A 19,704-nucleotide genomic window follows, 5' to 3' on the forward strand; every position below is an offset into this window, starting at 1 on the left:
CATGGCTAAAAAAGGTAAAAAATATATAGAATCAAAAAAGGCTTTTGATACTCAAAAAGAATATGATTTATCAGAAGCATTAGATATAGTTGAAAAAACTGCAAAAGCAAACTTTGACGAAACTGTAGAATTACACGTAAGATTAGGTGTAGATTCTAGACATGCTGACCAACAAGTAAGAGGTACAGTAGTACTTCCACACGGAACTGGTAGAGATGTTAAAGTACTTGCAATTGTTAAAGATGATAAAGTTGAAGAAGCTTTAAGTGCAGGTGCAGATTATGCAGGTAGTGAAGAGTATACAGACAAAATCCAAAAAGAAAACTGGTTGGAGTTTGATGTTATAGTAACAAGCCCTGACATGATGGGACAAGTAGGAAGACTTGGTAGAGTTTTAGGACCTCAAGGATTAATGCCTAACCCAAAATCAGGAACTGTAACAAATGATATAGCTAATGCTATTAAAGAAGTAAAAGCAGGTAAAGTAGAATACAGAACAGACAAAAATAACCTTGTTCACGTACCAACAGGAAAAGTATCATTCGGAAAAGAAAAATTGTCAGACAATTTAAAAGCTTTAATGACAGCAATTGTTAAAGCAAAACCAGCTTCAGCAAAAGGAAAATATTTAAAATCAATCACAATTGCATCAACAATGGGTCCTGGAGTAAAATTATCTCCAGCTAGAGCAATGGATATGGTTGAAAAATAAAAAAATATTTGACAAGATATTTTTATAGTGATATACTATCATAGTCAAATAAATAGGCTACCAAAGACTACGGAGACTTTTTAGTTTAATTATTCCGTATAGGTGGGAATAAGAAACTACATCCCCACCGATGTAGGCATATGAGTATGCCTAATTGTGGGGATTTTTATATACCTACCAAAAGCCATAGGAGGTGAAATATGTCTGAAAAAGCTATACAACAAAAACAAGTAATTGTTAATGAAATAGTTGAAAAAATTGAAAATGCAAAATCAGTAACTCTTGTAGAGTTTGATAAAATGGACGTAAAAGAAATTACAGATTTGCGTAACAATTTTAGAGATGCAAATACAGAATACAAAGTATACAAAAATACTATGATGAGATTTGCATTTCAACAACTTGGTTTTGATCAATTTACAGAAGAATTAAAAGGTTCTAATGCTCTTATTTTTTCAAACGAAGAAATGGTTGATGGACCCAAAGTAGCTAGAAAATATATTGATCAAGATGATGCAAACCAAGAAAAACTTATAATTAAATCTGGTGTAGTAGATGGAAATTATCAAACTCCAGATGAAATGCTAGCAATAGCAAAATTACCAGGACAACAAGAACTTGCATCTATGCTTGTTAATACATTACAAGCACCAATTAGAAAACTTGCTGGTGATTTATCACAAATCAATGCTAAACTTGTTTATGCACTTGATGCAGTTAGAGAAAAAAAAGAAAACGAAGCAGCTTAATATAAAAATAATTAATTAAAATATCGGAGGATTAAAAATGTCAGAAAAAGTAACAAACTTATTAGAAGAAATTAAAGAACTTACAGTATTAGAACTATCAGAATTAGTAAAAGCATTAGAAGAAGAATTTGATGTAACAGCTCAAGCAACAGTTGCAGCAGCTCCAGCAGCAGGTGCAGCAGGAGCAGCAGATGCTGGTGCAGCAGAAAAATCAGAATTTGATGTAGTATTAAAATCAGCAGGAGCTTCAAAAATTAACGTAATCAAATTAGTTAAAGAAGTTACAGGTCTTGGACTTAAAGACGCTAAAGCTTTAGTTGATGGTGCTCCAAAAGCAGTTAAAGAAGGCGTAGCTAAAGACGAAGCTGAAGAATTAAAAGCAAAATTAGAAGAAGCTGGTGCAGAAGTAGAATTAGCATAGTTTCTATATTTAAAAGGTTCAAATTGAGCCTTTTTTTGTGTTCAAAATTGACACACATTATTATATAATGTATATTAATATTGAAGGATTCTAATTTTGGAAAGAGGATAATATGAAAGAAATTATAGATTCTCTTGAAAATGTCGATCAAAACGAAAAGTATGAAATCGAAAAACATATTTTAAAAAAACATGGTATTAGAGTTAGTCATCAAAGACTAATGATTTTAGATTATTTAGTAAACAATAGAAATCATCCAACGGCTGATGATATTTACAAATCTTTAAAATCAAAAGATCCTATTCTTTCTCAAGCAACAGTTTATAATACTTTAAACCTATTTGTTGCTAATAATATAGTGAGTGAATTAGATTTTAATCAAAGTAGAAAAAGATATGATTTTTATCAAAAACACCATTCTCATTTTATTTGTGAAAATTGTGGAAATATTATTGACTTGAACATTGATATCGACAATCTAAAATTAGAAGGATTAGAAAACTATAAAATAAATAGCGTGGATCTAACAATTAGGGGAGTTTGTCCAAATTGTGAGAAATAGGCAAAAGCAGTTGCAAATTATAATTTTAATTTTGCAACTGCTTTTTTGTTTGGATTTTTATATAATTTCAAAAACAAAATAGACAATTCCATATATTATTACTTGATGAAGAAGGTAAATTTTAAGAGAATTTTGTCCTATCTTTGCTAAAATATTATTTTTTCCATATCTATTATAAAAATTTTTTTCAACTAATACTGTTCCAATAATATATCCACTAATATATGCAAAAAACCAAGGGATTATAGGAAAATAATCTGTTGAGTGAAAAGATTTTGAAGGAAAACCTAAAATAAATAAATTTTTTTCATATAAAAAAGAATTTATTTCAATATCAAGAATTTTTTGGTTAGGAAAATTGTAAGTTAGAATGAATAATAGGATAAACATAAGCAATAATTTATTAGATATTTTCAAATATTTTTGAACAAAGGCAATTAATATCATTGATAATCCAAGACTGTTTAAAACTCCAAATATTATCAGTTGATCTGGTACGAAAAAATATGTAATTAAGCTTATTAAAATTCCTAGTAAAGAAATTATTATTCCTCTTTGTAAATTTTTTCTCCAGTTTAGAAAATTTGAGCTTATTCCAGATATTAAGAAAAATGATATTGCTATTGATAGTTGCCATATTTTGTTGATATAAAAATTATTGTACCAATCTAAACTTTTATATAGGCTTATATCATAAAATAGATGAAATAAAACCATAGATATAATTGTAAAACCTCTGTACTTATCTAAAATGTAATTTCTTTTCATTTTTAATCCTTTATTTTTATATTCAATATTATTTTACTTTATTTTTGAATATTATATAATATTTATGTTAAGAAAGAGGTAAAGATGATTAAAGATAAAGATTATTATTTGGATTGGATATATCAAAGAGGAAATTCTGCTGGAAAAAGAAGAGATTTATCTGCTATAAAAGCTCTGCTTAATGAACTTGGTAACCCTCAAGACAAATTAAAAGTAATTCATATAGCTGGAACAAATGGCAAGGGTTCTACTGCAAATTTTATAGCTAATACTTTATCACTTAAAGTTAAATGTGGACTTTTCACTTCTCCATATATGGTTGAAATTAATGAAGAGATGAAAATAAATGGAATTTCAATAAGTGATGATGATTTTTTCACTTATATAGAAATGATTAAACCGATTTGTGAAAGGCTTGATGAAATTAATTTAAAAAATACTTATTTTGAAGTTATGACGGCTTTGATGTTTAAGTATTTTTATGATAAAAAGGTGGATGTCTGTGTAGTTGAAACAGGTCTTGGTGGGACATTAGATTCAACAAACGTGGTTAAAAAACCTATAGCAAGTCTTATTACTACAATTTCTATGGACCACACTAATATTTTGGGAAATACTATCGAAGAGATAGCCCAAAATAAGGCTGGGATAATAAAAGACAATGTTCCAGTATTTATTTATCCCCAAGATAAACCAGCTTTAGATATTATTTTAAAAGAAGCTAGAGTAAAAAATGCGAAAATATATGATTTTAAACTTGATGAAATTAAGATAAAAAATGAAAATGAAAGTTTCAATGAATTTGATTTTAGATCATATAAAAATATAAAAACTTCATTAATTGGAAAAATTCAAATTTATAATGCCTGTAATGCTATAAATTTATTGGATTATTTTAAGGATGAATATAATCTAGATGATAAAACTATTAAAAAAGGAATTTATGAAAGCACTAATCCTGGACGTCTACAAATAATTTCTAAAGATCCAAAAGTTTTGATTGATGGCAGTCACAACAAAGAATCAATTGATGTCCTAATAAATTCTTTAAAAAATTTTAAATATGACAAACTTATTGTTGGATTTTCAGTTTTAAAGGATAAGGATTATAAGTATATTATTGAGAAACTATCACAGGAAGCTGATGAAATTGTTATAACCAGTATTGACAATCCTAGAGCTTTTGAAATCTGTGAACTTAAAGAAATTGTAAAAGAAAAAAATCCTAATGTTAAAGCCATTAAAGACAGAAAAAAAGCATATGAATATACAAAATCAAATGCAGGTTCTAATGATTTAGTTTTATGGTGCGGATCCTTGTACCTTGTTGGAGAGATTTTAAAATTTGAAAATACTTATAAAAATCTATAATAATTAATAAATACCAAATTTTTAAATTTAAATTTGGTATTTTTATCTTACTTAAATGTAAGATACGAGTATTTTAATTATTTGTATTATTTTTATTAAAAAGTATTAATAAATATTAAAAACAGAAAATATAAAGTGATAAAATATTATATACAAAAATTACTCGCAAAAGTAGGGCGAACTTTTAGCGTGATTATAATAAATTAATAAATTATTGACAATATAGTCGAAAAAAAGTATGTTTGTATTTGGAGGTAGTATATGAATAATATATTTAATAAAAAAAAGAAAAAGAAAGTTAAATTTCCTTCAGCTTTTACTGTTTTATTTATTGTATTGGTATTAGCTGCAATTTTAACTTATATAGTTCCAGCAGGATCTTATGATAGGTTAGAGTATAATAAGGAAGAAAATGTATTCCTTAAAACAGGAATTGATGGTGAAGAAGAAAAGCTTCCTGCAAAACAAGAAACTTTGGACGATTTAAAAATTACAGTTCCACTTAAAAGTTTTGTTAAGGAAGATATAAAAAAACCTGTTGCTATACCAGGATCTTACCATAAACTTGACCAACATCCTCAAGGATTTTTGAAAGTTGCTAGGGCTCCAATAGATGGAATAGCAGATTCTATAGGAATTATTGTTTTTGTTTTAATTCTTGGTGGTTGTATTGGTGTTTTAAATAAGACTGGTACTTTTGATGCTGGAATTGCTGCTTTATCTAAACTTACTAAGGGAAAAGAATTTTTAATGGTTGCAATTTTATCTAGTATTGTTGCTCTTGGTGGAACAACATTTGGAATGGCTGAAGAAACTATAGCCTTTTATCCAATTTTGTTGCCAATATTTTTAGCATCTGGATTTGATGCCATTGTAACTATTGCTGCAATTTATATGGGTTCATCAATTGGTACAATGTTTTCAACAACAAATGCTTTTTCAGTTGTAGTTGCATCAAATGCAGCCGGAATTTCTTTTAAAGAAGGTATGGGAATAAGAATTATAAGTTTAATTTTAGCTCAAGCTATTACACTTTGGTACATTTACAGATATTCTAAAAAAGTGAAGGAAGACCCTTCAAAATCAATAATAGCTGAAGATATGCCAAGAATTAAAGAACAATATCTAAAAGGATATGACCCTGAAAATGTTGCTCCATTTAATTTTAGAAGAATAGCCATGCTTGTAGTATTTATGCTTGCATTTCCAGTTATGATTTATGGTGTTATGAATCTTGATTGGTGGTTTGAGGAAATGTCAACCTTATTTTTGATTGTAGGAATATTATTAATAATTTTATCAGGCCTACCAGAGCAAGAAGCCGTTGGATCATTTCTAGATGGTTCTGCTGATTTGGTTTCAGTTGCATTAATTATTGGAGTTGCTAGAGGAATAAATATAATACTAGACGATGGAATGATTTCTGATACAATGTTATATAATGCATCAAACATAATTAGTGGAATTAATGGTGTATTATTCTCATCAGTACAAATGATTCTATTCTCATTCCTTGGTATATTTATCCCATCATCATCAGGACTTGCAACCTTATCAATGCCAATTATTGCTCCACTTGCAGATACAGTTTCCCTTGGAAGAGATGTTGTAGTTTCAGCTTACAATTTCGGTCAAGGTTGGATGGCAATAATTGCACCAACGGGATTAATTTTGGCGACTTTGGAGATGGTAGATGTTTCATATAATAAATGGGTTAAATTTATTGCACCATTGATGGGAATATTATTAGTTCTAGCTATAGTTATGTTAGGAATTCAAACTGTAATATAAGGATGGAAAAATATGTTAGATAAATTTTTAAAATATGTGAAATACGATACCCAAAGTGATGACAAAAACGAATCTTGTCCTTCAACACCAGGACAAATTGAACTTGCAAAAGTTATAGTTGAAGATTTAAAAAATCTTGGCATAGATAATGCACATGTAGATGAAAATGGATATGTTTATGCTTCTATAGAAGGAACAGTAAAAGATGTTCCTACAATTGGTTTTATTTCTCACATGGATACAGCTCTTGAAATTAGTGGGAAAAATGTAAATCCACAAATAATTGACTCATATGAAGGTGGGGACATAATTTTAAATGATAAATATAAATTGAGTGAAGATGAATATCCGTTTTTAAAAGAACTAATTGGACATAAGTTAGTTACAACTGATGGAACAACTTTGCTTGGTGCTGATGATAAAGCTGGTATTGCTATAATTATGGAAATAGCAAAATATTTCATGGAAAATAGAGATTTAAAATTTGGAGATATAAAAATAGGCTTTACTCCAGATGAAGAAATCGGTAGAGGAGCAGATTTATTTGATGTAGAAAAATTTGGAGCTGACTTCGCTTATACAATTGATGGTGGACCAGTTGCAGAGTTAGAATATGAAAATTTTAATGCAGCAACAGCAAAAATCCACATAGAAGGAAAATCAGTTCACCCAGGTTCTGCAAAAAATGTATTAATTAATGCACTTTTACTTGGACAAGAATTAAACTCAATGCTACCAGTAAATGAAAGACCAGAATATTCAGAAGGATATGAAGGATTTTTCATGTTAGATGAAATAAATGGAACTTCTGCAGAAGTTGATATAGTATATCTAATTAGAGATTTTTTCACAGATTCATTTAATGAAAAGAAAAAAATTCTCCAAGACATAGTAGATTTTCTAAATAAAAAATATGGACAAAGAATTGAATTAGAAATTACAGATTCTTATTATAATATGAAAGAAAAAATTAAACCTCGTATGGAAATTGTTGAACTGGCTAAAAAATCAATCAAAAAAGCCGGCATGGATCCAATTGTAAAACCAATAAGAGGTGGTACTGATGGAGCAAGTCTTTCCTATAAGGGTCTTCCTACACCAAATTTATTTACAGGAGGATATAATTTCCATGGAAGGTACGAACTTCTTTCAGTAGATATAATGGAAAAATCTTTTGAAGTTTTGAAAAATATTGTACAATTAAATGCAGAGGAGGGGAAATAATGGAAAAATTACAACCACAAAGAGTATTTTATTACTTTAAAAAATTAATGGACATCCCTAGACCAAGTTTTCACGAAAAAGAAGTTTCAGACTTTCTAGTAAAAACAGGCAAAGAATTAAATCTTGAAACTTACCAAGATGAAAATCTAAATGTAATTTTAAAAAGAAAAGCATCAAAAGGATACGAGAACGCACCAAAGGTAATTTTACAAGGACATATGGACATGGTTGCATCAAAAACTGACGATTCAGACCATGATTTCTTAAAAGATCCAATAAAACCTATACTTGATGGAAAATATTTAACAGCTGATAAGACAACACTTGGAGCTGATAACGGAATTGCAGTTGCAATGGGATTGAGCTTGCTTGAAGATGAAAACTATGTTGGACCACAAATTGAATTATTGGTAACAACAGAAGAAGAAACATCTATGGCAGGAGCTTTGAATTTAGCTGGAGATATTCTTGAAGGTGAATATTTAATAAATATTGACTCAGAAGAAGAAGGAGTCCTAACAGTTGGATCAGCTGGAGGAATTACATTCTTTATTTCTGAAAAAATCGGAAAAGAAGAAGACAAAGATGGATTTGAAATAAAAGTATCAGGCCTTCTTGGTGGTCACTCAGGAATGGACATCAACGATAATAGAGGAAATGCTATAAAAATTTTCGCACATATTTTGGATAATTTGAATTCAGATATAACAATAGGAGAATTTACAAGCGGTAGTCTTGATAATATTATTCCATCATCAGGAAGTGTAAAAGTTTACGGAGCAAAAGTCGAAGAATTAGAAGAAGCAAAGAAAAATGCTTTGGCTAAATTTAAAGATGTAAAAGGTGAATTAAAAATTGAAATAAGTGAAGCTAGCGGAAAGAGCTATTCAAAAGAATTATCAGAAAAAATAATTAAAATGATAGCAAATGTTGCTTGTGGAACAAACACAATGATGAAAGATGGGGTTACTGTAGAATCTTCAGATAACTTAGCTTTAATAAAAGAAGAAGATGGATTTGTAAAAAGTGAAATTTCATTAAGATCATCAGAAAATCATGTCCTAGAAGAATTATCAGATAGGATAAAGAAAACACTTGAAGACTTAAATATAAACTATACTATAGATTCAATTTATCCAGGTTGGGAATACAAAGAAGACTCAAAATTAAGACCACTCGCTCAAAAAGTTTACAAAGATTTTGAAGGAAAAGAATTTGACACAATAGTAATTCACGCTGGACTAGAATGCGGTGCATTTTACGAAAAATATCCAAATTTAGATATAATTTCAATAGGACCAAATATAACAGGAGCACATTCACCAGAAGAAAAAGTTGAAATAGAATCAGTACAAAGAGTTTATGCATATTTAAAAGAATTACTAAAAGAAATTAAATAAGCTAGTAAAAATAATTTAAAAAGATGATGTTGGAAATAGATAAAACTATTTTACACATCATCTTTTTTATAATCTTTTAGTAAATATTTATTATATTTTTGTAGATTTTTAAAAGTAAGACTAATTATAAATATTTCAGGTTATCTTGAGTATTAAAAATTTAATAACAATTTGTTGTTTTTAGATTATATCAGAAAAAATTAATGCCATTACAAAACAGAAAATTATATTTGGCAAATTGTATAAAAATCTAGCAAATATTAGGGATAATATGAAAAAATATATATAAAAAACAAAGACTAAACACAATCTTCACTTTAAAAGGTTTCACGGATAGTGATTAATCTCTGTTTATTGAAATATACTATAGGTTTGTATAAATACAAATATTAGATAAATATGAAAGAAATAGAGGCTCTAGCTGGCCCTCCACAAATGCGGAAGGTAGAAGAGCCTCTATTAAATTATAGTATACTATAAGTATTTAAAAATCAAACAAAGCACATGGCGCAACCCAAAGAAAAATTCTTTTAAGGGGGTCACGTATGTGCTTTGTTATTGTAAATAATATAATATAAAATTCAAAATAAATCAATATTTTATTAGAAAAAAATAAAACCTTGAAAAATCAAGGTTTAAAATGTATATGGTGGAGATGACGGGATTTGAACCCGTGTCCGCACAAGTTTTAATAAAAGCATCTACAAGTTTAGTAAGTATTTAAATTTCATCTAGCACTTATCTACTTACAAATAACTTACTAGACTAGCTTCATAATACTAAATACACTCAAAGCTTTGTGCATTAGTTGCCACATAAATTATGAAACAAATAACGACTATTGTGGCCTAATCGTTATTTGCTGCTTGCCTAAATTAGGCAGCTAATGCGAATTGTCTTTCGCTATTATTGTTTGCATTTATATTTAATTTTCAATTTTACGAATTGATAAACGACTTGCAGCTTAAATCTTAACAAGCACGTCGAAACCAAAACATCCCCATAAGCAATGATAATATTATACTAAATTTTATTTTTATGTCAAAATTCATTAAAGGTTTTTAAGTGAATTAAATTTTAATTTTTTGGGTATTATTATATCAAGTCATTCAGATTAAAAAATCTTGAAAAGATAGGAGGACTTATGAGAAATAATAATAAAATTGCAGCTATGCTTCTTGCTGGTGGTCAAGGATCTAGGTTGAAAGCTTTAACAAAGGAAATGGCAAAACCAGTTGTTCCATTTGGTGGAAAATATAAAATAATTGATTTTGCTTTATCAAATGCAACAAATTCTGAAATTAGAGATATTGGTGTACTTACTCAATATAAACCACAATTATTAAATAAGCACTTAGGTATTGGTGCTGCTTGGGATTATGATAGAAATTTTGGTGGTCTAAGAATTTTAACTCCATACTATACTGAAGAAGGTGGAAAATGGTTTGAAGGAACTGCTGGGGCAATTTTTGTAAATATCAATTATCTTGATAGTATTGATCCTGAATATGTTCTTATTCTTTCAGGAGATCATATTTATAAGATGGATTATACGAAGCTTCTTGATGAACATATGGAAAAAGGTGCTGATGCAACTATTGCTGTTATGGAAGTTGATTGGGATGAGGCATCAAGATTTGGAATAATGAATACTGATGATGAAGGAAAGATTGTAGAATTTGAGGAAAAACCTGAAAATCCTAAATCAAATCTTGCTTCTATGGGAATTTATATCTTCAATTGGAAAGTATTGAGAGAGGCTTTGATTGAAGATCACAAAAATTCTGAATCCACAAATGATTTTGGTCATGATATTATTCCTTACTTATTAAATAATAATAGAAATTTATTTGTTTATAAATTTGATGGATATTGGAAAGATGTTGGTACAGTTAAGTCTTATTGGCAAGCAAATCTTGACTTGATTGATCCTGAGAACCCACTAAATATTCATGATGATTCTTGGAAAATATATACAACTGCTCTGAACTTGCCTCCTCATAGGGTTGGAAGTCATGGTGCCTTAAATGATGCATTAATAAATGAAGGTTGTATTATTGATGGAGAGGTAAATAATTCTGTATTGTTCTCAAATGTAAAAATTGAAGAAAATGCTTGTGTAAATAATTGCGTAATTTTATCTGGTGTTACTATAAAAGAGGGAGTAAAGGTATATAATTGTGTAATTACTGAGAATATGGAAATAAATGAAAATATTGGAGATAAAAACTCTACAACAGTTTATCTTGTAAGTAAAGATGGTATAGAGGAGGATTAGTATGCAAAATATACTTGCTTTAATTTATAGTTCAGAATTTGATGAGAAAAATTATGATACTCTTTGTAAATATAGACCTGATTATATGCTTCCTTTTGGTTGTAGGTATAGGGTTATAGATTTTACCTTATCAAATATTACAAATCATAATATATCAAGTGTAATTTTATATGGTGGAGAACCTTTAAGATCTACTCTTGATCATGTTGGTGATGGTAGAAATTGGGAATTAAATAGAAGAAGTGGTGGTTTGATGATAAATCCTCCTGTTTATAATAGGTCTAGGCTTGCAAATGAAATCGAAACTTATTACAATACCATGAAACATTTTATGCAAAATAAACGTGAATATGTTTATATTACTAACCCTATGTATATCTCTAAGGTAAATATTTCAGATGCTTATGAGCAAATGAAAGGTGAAAATCTTGATGCTTTAATTTTCACTCAAAAAATAAAAGATGATTATGGTTATTATTTAAATAGAAGAATTATTAATACTGATGAAAAGGAGATTCCAATTAGTGTAGGGACAAACCTTGGTCTTGAAGAAGAGATAAACTTATTTACTGGATCAATTTTGATTAAAAAGGATATATTCATTGATTTATTAAGATATTCAATTGAAAAAAATAATGCTACTAATATCTTGGATGCATTGTTTAAATATCCTAAGAAGAATACTTTAGGATTGTATAGGTCAAAAGAAAAATTGAATGTAATTATGGATACTTTAACCTATTTTGAAGCAAGCTTTAATCTTTTGGATAGGGAATATTTTGATGAAATTTTCTATGAACAAGGAATGGTTTATACAAAAAGTAAGGATGAACCTTCAACGGAATATTTAAAAGGATCAAAAGTTAGAAATTCTTTGGTTGCAAATGGTGCTTTGATTGAAGGAGAAATTGAAAATTCTATAATTTTTAGGGGTGTTACAGTTAAAAAAGGTGCAGTAATTAAAAATTCTATTATCTTCCAAAATTCTGAAATTGGTGAGGGAGCTATTTTAAACCATGTTATTACTGATAAAGACACAAAGGTACATGAAGATGTAAGATTATTCGGAAATAGAACCCATCCTTACTTGACAGATAAGGGAGAGCACATTAATTAAGGAGATTTAAATGAAAGTATTATTTTTGACAAGTGAAGCCGATCCCTTTATAAAAACTGGAGGACTTGCTGATGTAGCTGGTTCCCTTCCTAAAGAGCTTGTAAAAAAAGGTATAGATATAAGAGTAGCTATGCCTTTATATACTAGCATTGATCAGGTTTATAAAAATAAAATGAAAAAAATTAAAGAATTTTACGTTGATCTTGATTGGAAACACCAATATGCTGGCGTTTATAGTTTGAAATGGGATAATGTTACATTTTATTTTATAGACAATCTAGAATATTTCGATAGGGATAATGCCTATGGATATGATGATGATGCTGAAAGATTTATATTTTTCTCAAAAGCTGCAACCCTTCTTGGGAAAGAAATTGACTTTAAGCCGGATATAATCCATTCTAATGATTGGCATACTGCTTTGGTAAATATTTATGTAAATGATTTTAGAAAAGGTGATCATTATTTTGATGATATAAGAACTTTATTTACAATTCATAACCTAAAATATCAAGGAGTATTTGATTCAGGCTATCTTAAACTAACTGGTCTTGATGGATATTATTTCAATGAACATGATCTAAAATACTTTGATGCTATTAATTTTATGAAAGGTGGCATCGTTCATTCTACTGCCTTTAATACAGTTAGTGAAAATTATGCACAAGAGATTAAATATCCATTTTATGGAGAAGGTCTTGATGGAATAGTTAGAGAATATGAAAATAAACTTTCTGGAATTGTAAATGGGATTGATTATGAAGTTTGGAATCCAAAAACTGACAAGAACATTTACAAAAATTATGATTTAAAATCCATAAAAGATAAAGCAAAAAATAAAACAGAACTTCAAAAAGAATATGGATTACCAGTAAATGAAAATGTTCCAATGATTGCAATTTGTTCAAGGTTAACTTCTATGAAAGGATTTGACCTTGTAAGGTATATTTTAGATGAATTATTACAAGAAGATATTCAACTGGTTGTTCTTGGAACTGGAGATTATACTTATGAGGAAATGTTTAAATATTTTGAGTGGAAATATCCTGATAAGGTTGCTGCAAGAATTTATTATGATGGAAAAGAAAGTCACAAATTATATGGTGCAAGTGATTTATTTATGATGCCATCAATCTCTGAACCCTGTGGCATTAGCCAATTAATTGCTATGAGATATGGTTCTTTGCCAATTGTAAGAGAAGCTGGTGGATTAAAAGATACTGTAAAAGCTTACAACAAATATACTGGTGAAGGAACAGGATTTTCTTTTGAAAATATAAATGCTCATGAATTACTTTTTGCTAGTAAAAATGCTATAGATTTATATAAAAATGATAAAAAAGCCTTCGATAAGCTTGTTGAAAATGCTATGAAAGAAAAAAATGACTGGGAAGAATCTTCAAAAAAATATATTAAATTATATGAAGATATAAAGGCATAAAATGAATAAAAATAATAATTTTATCTTAAAAAGAATACAAAATTTTTTGTATTCTTTTTATGCTAAAGAGATAGAAGATGCAAGACTTGGTGAAATTTACGATGGGCTTGTAAAAGCTTTGATGCAAGATATAGGAAAAAATTGGTCTAAATCAAAAAAAACTTTTAAAAATAAAGAAGTTTACTTATTATCGTTTGAATATAGTCTAGGAAAATTTATTGAAAATGCAATAGAATCTTTAGATTATAAAAAAGAAGTTAATGAGTGCTTAAAGCTATTGAATATTTCTATGGAAGATTTGCTAAATTATGAAAAAGAAGCTAGTCTTGGGAATAGTGACATAGGAATCGGTTCTTGGTATTTAATGAAAGAGTTCAGTAAAAATAAAATAAAATCCATGGCCTATGCTCTTAGATATGAAAGTGGAGAAATGAAACAAGTCATTAGAGATGGAAGGCAATTTATAAATCCTAATGAATGGCTTTCTGTCGGAAATAAATGGGAGCATAAAAAAGCTTTTTCTTATATTTTAAATATCGAAGGAAAGAAAACAAAGGCAGTAGCTTATGATATGCCGATTTTTAATAATGAAAATAATTTTGTAAACACACTTAGGTTGTGGAAAGCAGAATCAATTAATAAAATAGATTATTTGAATTTATCAAGTGGAGATTTTAAAAGCGCTTATGATGATTATATAGATAATAATTCCTTGACTCAATTTTTGTATTTAGATAATTCTACTTATGAGGGAAAGATTTTTAGGTTAAAACAAGAATATTTTTATTCAGTTTCAACCATTCAAGATATTTTTAGAAGATATTTTAAAAAAAATCATGATATAAGAGATATTAAAGATAAAATCAAAATAATTCTTGCGGATATTCATCCTAGCCTTGCAATAATTGAATTTATAAGAGCCCTAAATCAAGGGTATGATATTGAAATTAAAGAATGTATTGAAATAAGTAAAAAAGTATTTGTTCATATAGGATTTTTAGTAACTTCTGATTCGAAAGAATCCTATGATATTTCAATGATAAAATCAATCGATAGTTCTTTTTACGATATTATTTTAAAATTAGATGATTATTTAAAAGAAAATCGAAATTTATCAATAATTGAAGATAAACAATTAAAATACGATAGGCTTAATTATTGCTTTGTTGATAGCTACTACTATTTATCAAAAATTTTCGTTGATAATTATAAGGAAGAAGGGGTAAAATTTTCTTATTTAAATTTTGGCGTTGATAGATATTTATATTCTGATTCAAACAATTTATTGTTTAAAAAAAGTCTAGAAAATTATGGTATAAATATTGTAAATAAAGATAGTGTAAGAAAACTAGAAAATTTTAAAAATTATAATGTTTTTTATGATGAAATAGAAGAGGTTAAATTTAAAAATAAGCTTAATTTAATTAAAGAATTTAAGTTAGATGGCTTTGATAGAGTAAATCCTTATTCTATTTTTGATATGCAACTTGCAATGTTTCATGAGGCAAAAAGACAATTATTAAATGCTATAAGTATAGCTAGCATCTATTATAAATTAAAAGACAATTCAAATATATTAATATCTCCTACAACTTATATTTTTTCGGGTAAGGCGAATGATGGATATTTTATGGCGAAAGAAATTATAAAATTCATCCTTGCATTAAAGCATATGATTGACAAAGATAAGTTAATTAAGGAGAAATTAAAGATAATTTTTATAGAAGATGCAAATGTAGAGAGGCTAAGAAAAATTTATCCTGCATGTGATCTTTATAGCAATTTAAGTCTACCAATTTTTGATAATCAAAGTTTTCATATGTTAAACTCAATTTTTAACTTATCAAATGTACTTTCGAGCAAGGGTGGAATAATTTCAAATATTGAAAAGAAAAATGAAATTTATACCTTTGGACAAACTTATGAAGAAATTGAAAAAATAAAAAACGAAAATGCTTATGATGCCCGTGAATTCTATTACAAAAATGATATAATCAAAAGGACGATTGATAATTTAATTAATGAAGATTACTCTAATTTGCCATATAACTTTAAAAATATTTATGACTATTTGATTTCTTATAATGATTCATTTTTTATATTTAAAGACCATGATTCTTTGCTAGATATGAGATTTAAAATTTCTAAGGATTATTTGGACAAGAAAAAATGGATTGATAAGGAGATAGATAATATACTTTGGGCAAATGAATTTAATCTTGATAAAAATTTAGAAAAATTGAAATAGGAAATATGACATACACATACGATGATATAAAGGATATAAAATTAGGAGAAAACTACACAAAAAATTACACTGAATTTAGGATTTTTGCACCAGGTAGAAAAAAAATCGACTTGTTAATTACAGATGATTATAGAAAAGTTAGAAAAGAAAAATTTTCTATGGTAAAAACAGAATTTGATATATTTTACTGCAAAATTGAAAGAGATTTGGATGGATTTTTCTATTCTTATTTAGTTGAAGATAAATACGAAGTGACAGATCCTTACTCCAAAGCTTCTTCAATTAATAGCCTAATGTCTGCTATAGTTGATTTTGATAAAACGAACCCTAAAAACTTTAAAAAGTTTTCGCCCAAAATTTGCGAAAATGAAGCTGTAATTTATGAATTAAATGTAAAAGATTTTACAGCAAATAAAAATTCGAATGTAAAAAATAGGGGTAAATTTCTAGGACTTTGTGAAGAAGATAATGAATTTGATGGAAAAAAAACAGGCTTATCTCACCTTAAAGAATTAGGAGTTACACATGTTCAACTCTTACCAGTTTATGATTTTATCTCAACATTTGAAGAAAATGAGAAATTTTTTGATGATGATAATTACAATTGGGGCTATGATCCAGAATTATATTTTAATGTTGAAGGGTCATATGCAACAAATCCTTATGAGCCAAAAAATAGAATTTTTGAATTTAAAAAAATGGTAAATAAAATCCATGAAGCTGGCATGAATGTAGTTATGGATGTTGTTTATAACCACACTTTTAAAACAAGTGATTCAAATTTAGAAATTTTAGCACCATCTTATTATTACAGGAAAAATCCTGATGGAAGTTTTTCAAATGGATCTGGCGTTGGGAATGAAATTAAAAGTGAAAATCCTTTTGCTAGAAAATTAATAATTGATTCATTAAAACATTGGGTTTTAGAATATGACATAGATGGATTTAGGTTTGATTTGATGGCTTTAATTGATATAGATACTATGAAAATTGCAATTAAAGAGCTAAAAAAAATCAAACCTTATCTAATAATTTATGGTGAACCTTGGATGGGTGGAGATTCAGTCTTGCCAAGAGAAAAACAAATTTTAACAGGAAGTCAAAGATCAAATGGATTTGGAGTTTTTAATGATAGTTTTAGAAATGCCATTAAAGGTGATAACGACGGATATGGCAAGGGCTTTATTCAAGGAAATTTCACATTAAAAAATCAAATAGAAATTGGTATAAGTGGTAGCATTGACTTTGATGATAAAAGAAAAGGGTTTGCGGATAATGCTAGTGAGACAATTAATTATTTTGCTTGCCATGATAATCTAAATTATTTTGATAAATTAAAAATATCTTTGACAGATCATGATGATTTAGAATATATATCAAGGTTGGGTTTTGCAATTTTATTTTTATCTTTTGGAAAGCCCTTTATCTATGAAGGAACAGAATTTAATAATTCAAAATCTAATAACAGCAACTCATACAACTTGCCTTTATCTATAAATGGAATTGATTGGAAAGATAAAATTGATAATTTTGAAACCTTTACTTTTGTTAAAGATTTAATTTTTCTTAGAAAAAAATTAGAGGTTTTTCAGCTTGTAAAAAAAGATGATCTCAGAAAAGCTCTGACTTTTGTAGAAGATTTAGAGGATAACCTCATTGCTTACAATATTTGTTTCAAAAATAAGAAAATATATGTAGTTTTTAATGGATTAAAAGATGATGTAGAAGTTGATGATTTTAAAAGAAAGAAAATTTTTGGAGAAGAAATTTCACTTGTTAAAATATTCGATAAAAAGGGTAAAATTAATAAAAAGATAAAAGTTTCTGAATTAGATTATTTCAGCAAACATTCTGTAAATGTCTATATAAGAGGAGAAAATTATGGATTATAAAAAAGTTTATGAAACTTGGCTAAATAATGAATTTTTTGACCAAGAAACTAAAGATGAATTAAAAAAAATTGAAAATGATGAAAATGAAATTGAAGATAGATTTTACCAAGAATTAGCTTTTGGTACTGCAGGGCTAAGGGGTAAGCTTGGTGCTGGTACGAATAGAATGAACCAATACACAGTGGCAAAAGCTACTCAAGCCTTTGCTGATACAATCTCTGACATGGGGGAAGACGCAAAAGAAAGAGGAGTTGTAATTTGTTATGATGTTAGACATAAATCTGATGAATTTTCAAAAATAACTGCTGAAGTTTTTGCTGCTAATGGAATTAAAGTAAATATTTTTAAGGAAATTCAACCAACACCTGTTTGTTCATATGCAATTAGAAAATTAAAATCAATTGGTGGAGTAATGGTTACAGCTAGTCACAATCCAAGAGAATATAATGGCTACAAGGCTTACGGTTCAGATGGAAGTCAAATTCTTGAAGATATTGCAGTAAAAATTCAAAATTATATGAAAGAATATGAAGATTACTCTAAAATAAAAAGAGTTGATTTTGACAAAGCAATTAATGAAGGACTAATTTCATGGATAGATGATTCTTTGATTGAAGACTATGTAAAAGATGTTTTAGATTGTGCAATCAATGAAGATGTTGATAAAAAAGTTAAAATTGTATATACACCATTAAACGGTTGTGGAAATAAATTGGTTAGAAGAATTCTTGATGAGAGAGGTTTTGAAAATATCTTCATAGTAAAAGAGCAAGAAAATCCAGATCCTGACTTTACAACTGTTGGATATCCAAACCCAGAAGATCCAAAAGCATTTAAATTATCAGAAAAACTAGGTAAGGAAAAAAATGCTGAATTATTACTGGCAACAGATCCAGATTCTGATAGGTGTGCAGTTGAAGTTTTGGATGAGAATGGTAAATATCAATTTTTAACAGGAAATCAAATTGGATCTTTGCTTACAAATTATATTTTGACAGCTCTAAAAGAAAATAATGAATTGCCAGATGATGGAGCTGTTGTCAAAACTATAGTTTCAACAGACTTAGTTAAACCAATTGCAAAAAGTTTTGGAGTTGATGTTTATGAAGTTTTAACTGGATTTAAAAATATATATGAAGTGGCAAATAATTTTGAAAAAATTGGCAAAGGCGAATTTATTTTTGGCTTTGAAGAAAGTATAGGTTATAATTATAAGACTTTTGTAAGAGATAAGGATGCTGTAAACTCAGCTATGCTTATTAGCGAAATGACTGCCTATTATAAAAATAAAGGAAAATCATTATTAGATGTTCTTGATGATATTTACCAAGAATATGGCTTTTATTCAAATGAGGTTCAATCAATAGTTCTTGAGGGACTTGATGGAGCTCAAAAAATAAAAAGAATTATGGAATCTATAAGAACAAATCCACTAAAAGAAATTTCTGGACTAAAAGTTAAAAAGATTGTGGATTATTTAAATGATGAAACAGGTCTTTCAAAATCTAATGTTTTGAAATATTATTTAGAAGATGACTCTTGGTTTGTACTAAGACCTTCAGGAACAGAACCAAAAATAAAATTATATCTAAATGCAATAGATGAGAGCAAAAAAGAGTCTGATGAAAAAAGAGATAAAATTAAAAATGAAGTAAATAATATTATTAATCAAATTGATTAAAAATTTTTATACCTAGGAGCAAAATAAAGCTTCTAGGTATTTTTCATTT

15 protein-coding genes and 1 other RNA gene are annotated in these 19,704 nt (G+C 28.0%); 14 read left to right on the top strand and 2 right to left on the bottom strand.

Features of this window, described 5'->3' with window-relative positions; genetic code table 11:
- Position 1 precedes the first annotated feature (1 nt).
- The 4 genes from rplA (at position 2) to L6653_RS02445 (ending at position 2,444) form a co-directional block, all read left to right on the top strand.
- Entirely contained in the window at positions 2 to 712 is a 711-nt protein-coding gene (rplA, locus tag L6653_RS02430; protein WP_236785355.1) for a 50S ribosomal protein L1, read from the top strand.
- 200 nt (positions 713 to 912) lie between these two features.
- Positions 913 to 1,461: a 50S ribosomal protein L10 gene (rplJ, locus tag L6653_RS02435; protein ID WP_236785356.1), complete on the top strand. Its 549-nt coding sequence runs from the start codon at positions 913 to 915 to the stop codon at positions 1,459 to 1,461.
- 37 nt (positions 1,462 to 1,498) lie between these two features.
- The gene (gene rplL / locus L6653_RS02440; protein ID WP_236785357.1) at positions 1,499 to 1,882 is read left to right on the top strand and encodes a 50S ribosomal protein L7/L12; all 384 of its coding nucleotides are present in this window, start codon (positions 1,499 to 1,501) and stop codon (positions 1,880 to 1,882) included.
- 112 nt (positions 1,883 to 1,994) lie between these two features.
- Positions 1,995 to 2,444, top strand: coding sequence for a Fur family transcriptional regulator (locus L6653_RS02445; RefSeq protein WP_236785358.1), 450 nt, complete (start codon positions 1,995 to 1,997; stop codon positions 2,442 to 2,444).
- Between the two features lie 57 nt (positions 2,445 to 2,501).
- On the opposite strand, the gene L6653_RS02450 is transcribed toward L6653_RS02445, so the two are convergent.
- A complete protein-coding gene (locus tag L6653_RS02450; RefSeq protein ID WP_236785359.1) occupies positions 2,502 to 3,212 on the bottom strand; it encodes a heparan-alpha-glucosaminide N-acetyltransferase domain-containing protein in 711 nt (236 codons plus the stop codon).
- Positions 3,213 to 3,296: 84 nt separating this feature from the next.
- Here L6653_RS02450 and L6653_RS02455 point away from each other — a divergent pair, with 84 nt between their 5' ends.
- The 4 genes from L6653_RS02455 (at position 3,297) to pepD (ending at position 8,998) form a co-directional block, all read left to right on the top strand.
- Positions 3,297 to 4,583: a bifunctional folylpolyglutamate synthase/dihydrofolate synthase gene (locus tag L6653_RS02455; RefSeq protein ID WP_236785360.1), complete on the top strand. Its 1,287-nt coding sequence runs from the start codon at positions 3,297 to 3,299 to the stop codon at positions 4,581 to 4,583.
- A 261-nt stretch (positions 4,584 to 4,844) separates the two neighbouring features.
- Complete coding sequence (locus L6653_RS02460) at positions 4,845 to 6,374, top strand: YfcC family protein (protein WP_236785361.1); 1,530 nt, start codon at positions 4,845 to 4,847, stop codon at positions 6,372 to 6,374.
- Positions 6,375 to 6,386: 12 nt separating this feature from the next.
- Positions 6,387 to 7,598 carry a peptidase T gene (gene pepT, locus L6653_RS02465; RefSeq protein WP_236785362.1) on the top strand — a complete coding sequence of 404 codons (1,212 nt, stop codon included), beginning with the start codon at positions 6,387 to 6,389 and terminating at the stop codon, positions 7,596 to 7,598.
- Entirely contained in the window at positions 7,598 to 8,998 is a 1,401-nt protein-coding gene (gene pepD / locus L6653_RS02470) for a beta-Ala-His dipeptidase (RefSeq protein ID WP_236785363.1), read from the top strand. The genes pepT and pepD overlap by 1 nt, the downstream gene beginning before the upstream one ends.
- Positions 8,999 to 9,645: 647 nt before the next feature.
- On the opposite strand, the gene ssrA is transcribed toward pepD, so the two are convergent.
- Positions 9,646 to 10,000: a transfer-messenger RNA gene (ssrA, locus tag L6653_RS02475) on the bottom strand.
- A 142-nt stretch (positions 10,001 to 10,142) separates the two neighbouring features.
- Between ssrA and L6653_RS02480 the strand changes: the two genes are divergently transcribed.
- From L6653_RS02480 to L6653_RS02505, 6 genes are read left to right on the top strand one after another with little or no spacing between them, the layout of a single operon-like run.
- Complete coding sequence (locus L6653_RS02480; RefSeq protein ID WP_236785364.1) at positions 10,143 to 11,276, top strand: glucose-1-phosphate adenylyltransferase; 1,134 nt, start codon at positions 10,143 to 10,145, stop codon at positions 11,274 to 11,276.
- A gap of 1 nt (position 11,277) precedes the next feature.
- Complete coding sequence (gene glgD / locus L6653_RS02485; RefSeq protein ID WP_236785365.1) at positions 11,278 to 12,393, top strand: glucose-1-phosphate adenylyltransferase subunit GlgD; 1,116 nt, start codon at positions 11,278 to 11,280, stop codon at positions 12,391 to 12,393.
- A 10-nt stretch (positions 12,394 to 12,403) separates the two neighbouring features.
- Complete coding sequence (gene glgA, locus L6653_RS02490) at positions 12,404 to 13,834, top strand: glycogen synthase GlgA (RefSeq protein ID WP_236785366.1); 1,431 nt, start codon at positions 12,404 to 12,406, stop codon at positions 13,832 to 13,834.
- Position 13,835: 1 nt separating this feature from the next.
- Complete coding sequence (locus L6653_RS02495) at positions 13,836 to 16,082, top strand: glycogen/starch/alpha-glucan phosphorylase (protein ID WP_236785367.1); 2,247 nt, start codon at positions 13,836 to 13,838, stop codon at positions 16,080 to 16,082.
- A 5-nt stretch (positions 16,083 to 16,087) separates the two neighbouring features.
- On the top strand, positions 16,088 to 17,974 hold the full coding sequence (gene pulA / locus L6653_RS02500; protein WP_236785368.1) for a type I pullulanase: 1,887 nt from the start codon (positions 16,088 to 16,090) through the stop codon (positions 17,972 to 17,974).
- Positions 17,964 to 19,655 carry a phospho-sugar mutase gene (locus L6653_RS02505; RefSeq protein ID WP_236785369.1) on the top strand — a complete coding sequence of 564 codons (1,692 nt, stop codon included), beginning with the start codon at positions 17,964 to 17,966 and terminating at the stop codon, positions 19,653 to 19,655. Before pulA ends, L6653_RS02505 begins: the two co-directional genes overlap by 11 nt.
- Positions 19,656 to 19,704 lie beyond the last annotated feature (49 nt).

The sequence above is a fragment of the Anaerococcus ihuae genome (assembly GCF_928368155.1).
In the GTDB taxonomy this organism is placed as follows: domain Bacteria; phylum Bacillota; class Clostridia; order Tissierellales; family Peptoniphilaceae; genus Anaerococcus; species Anaerococcus ihuae.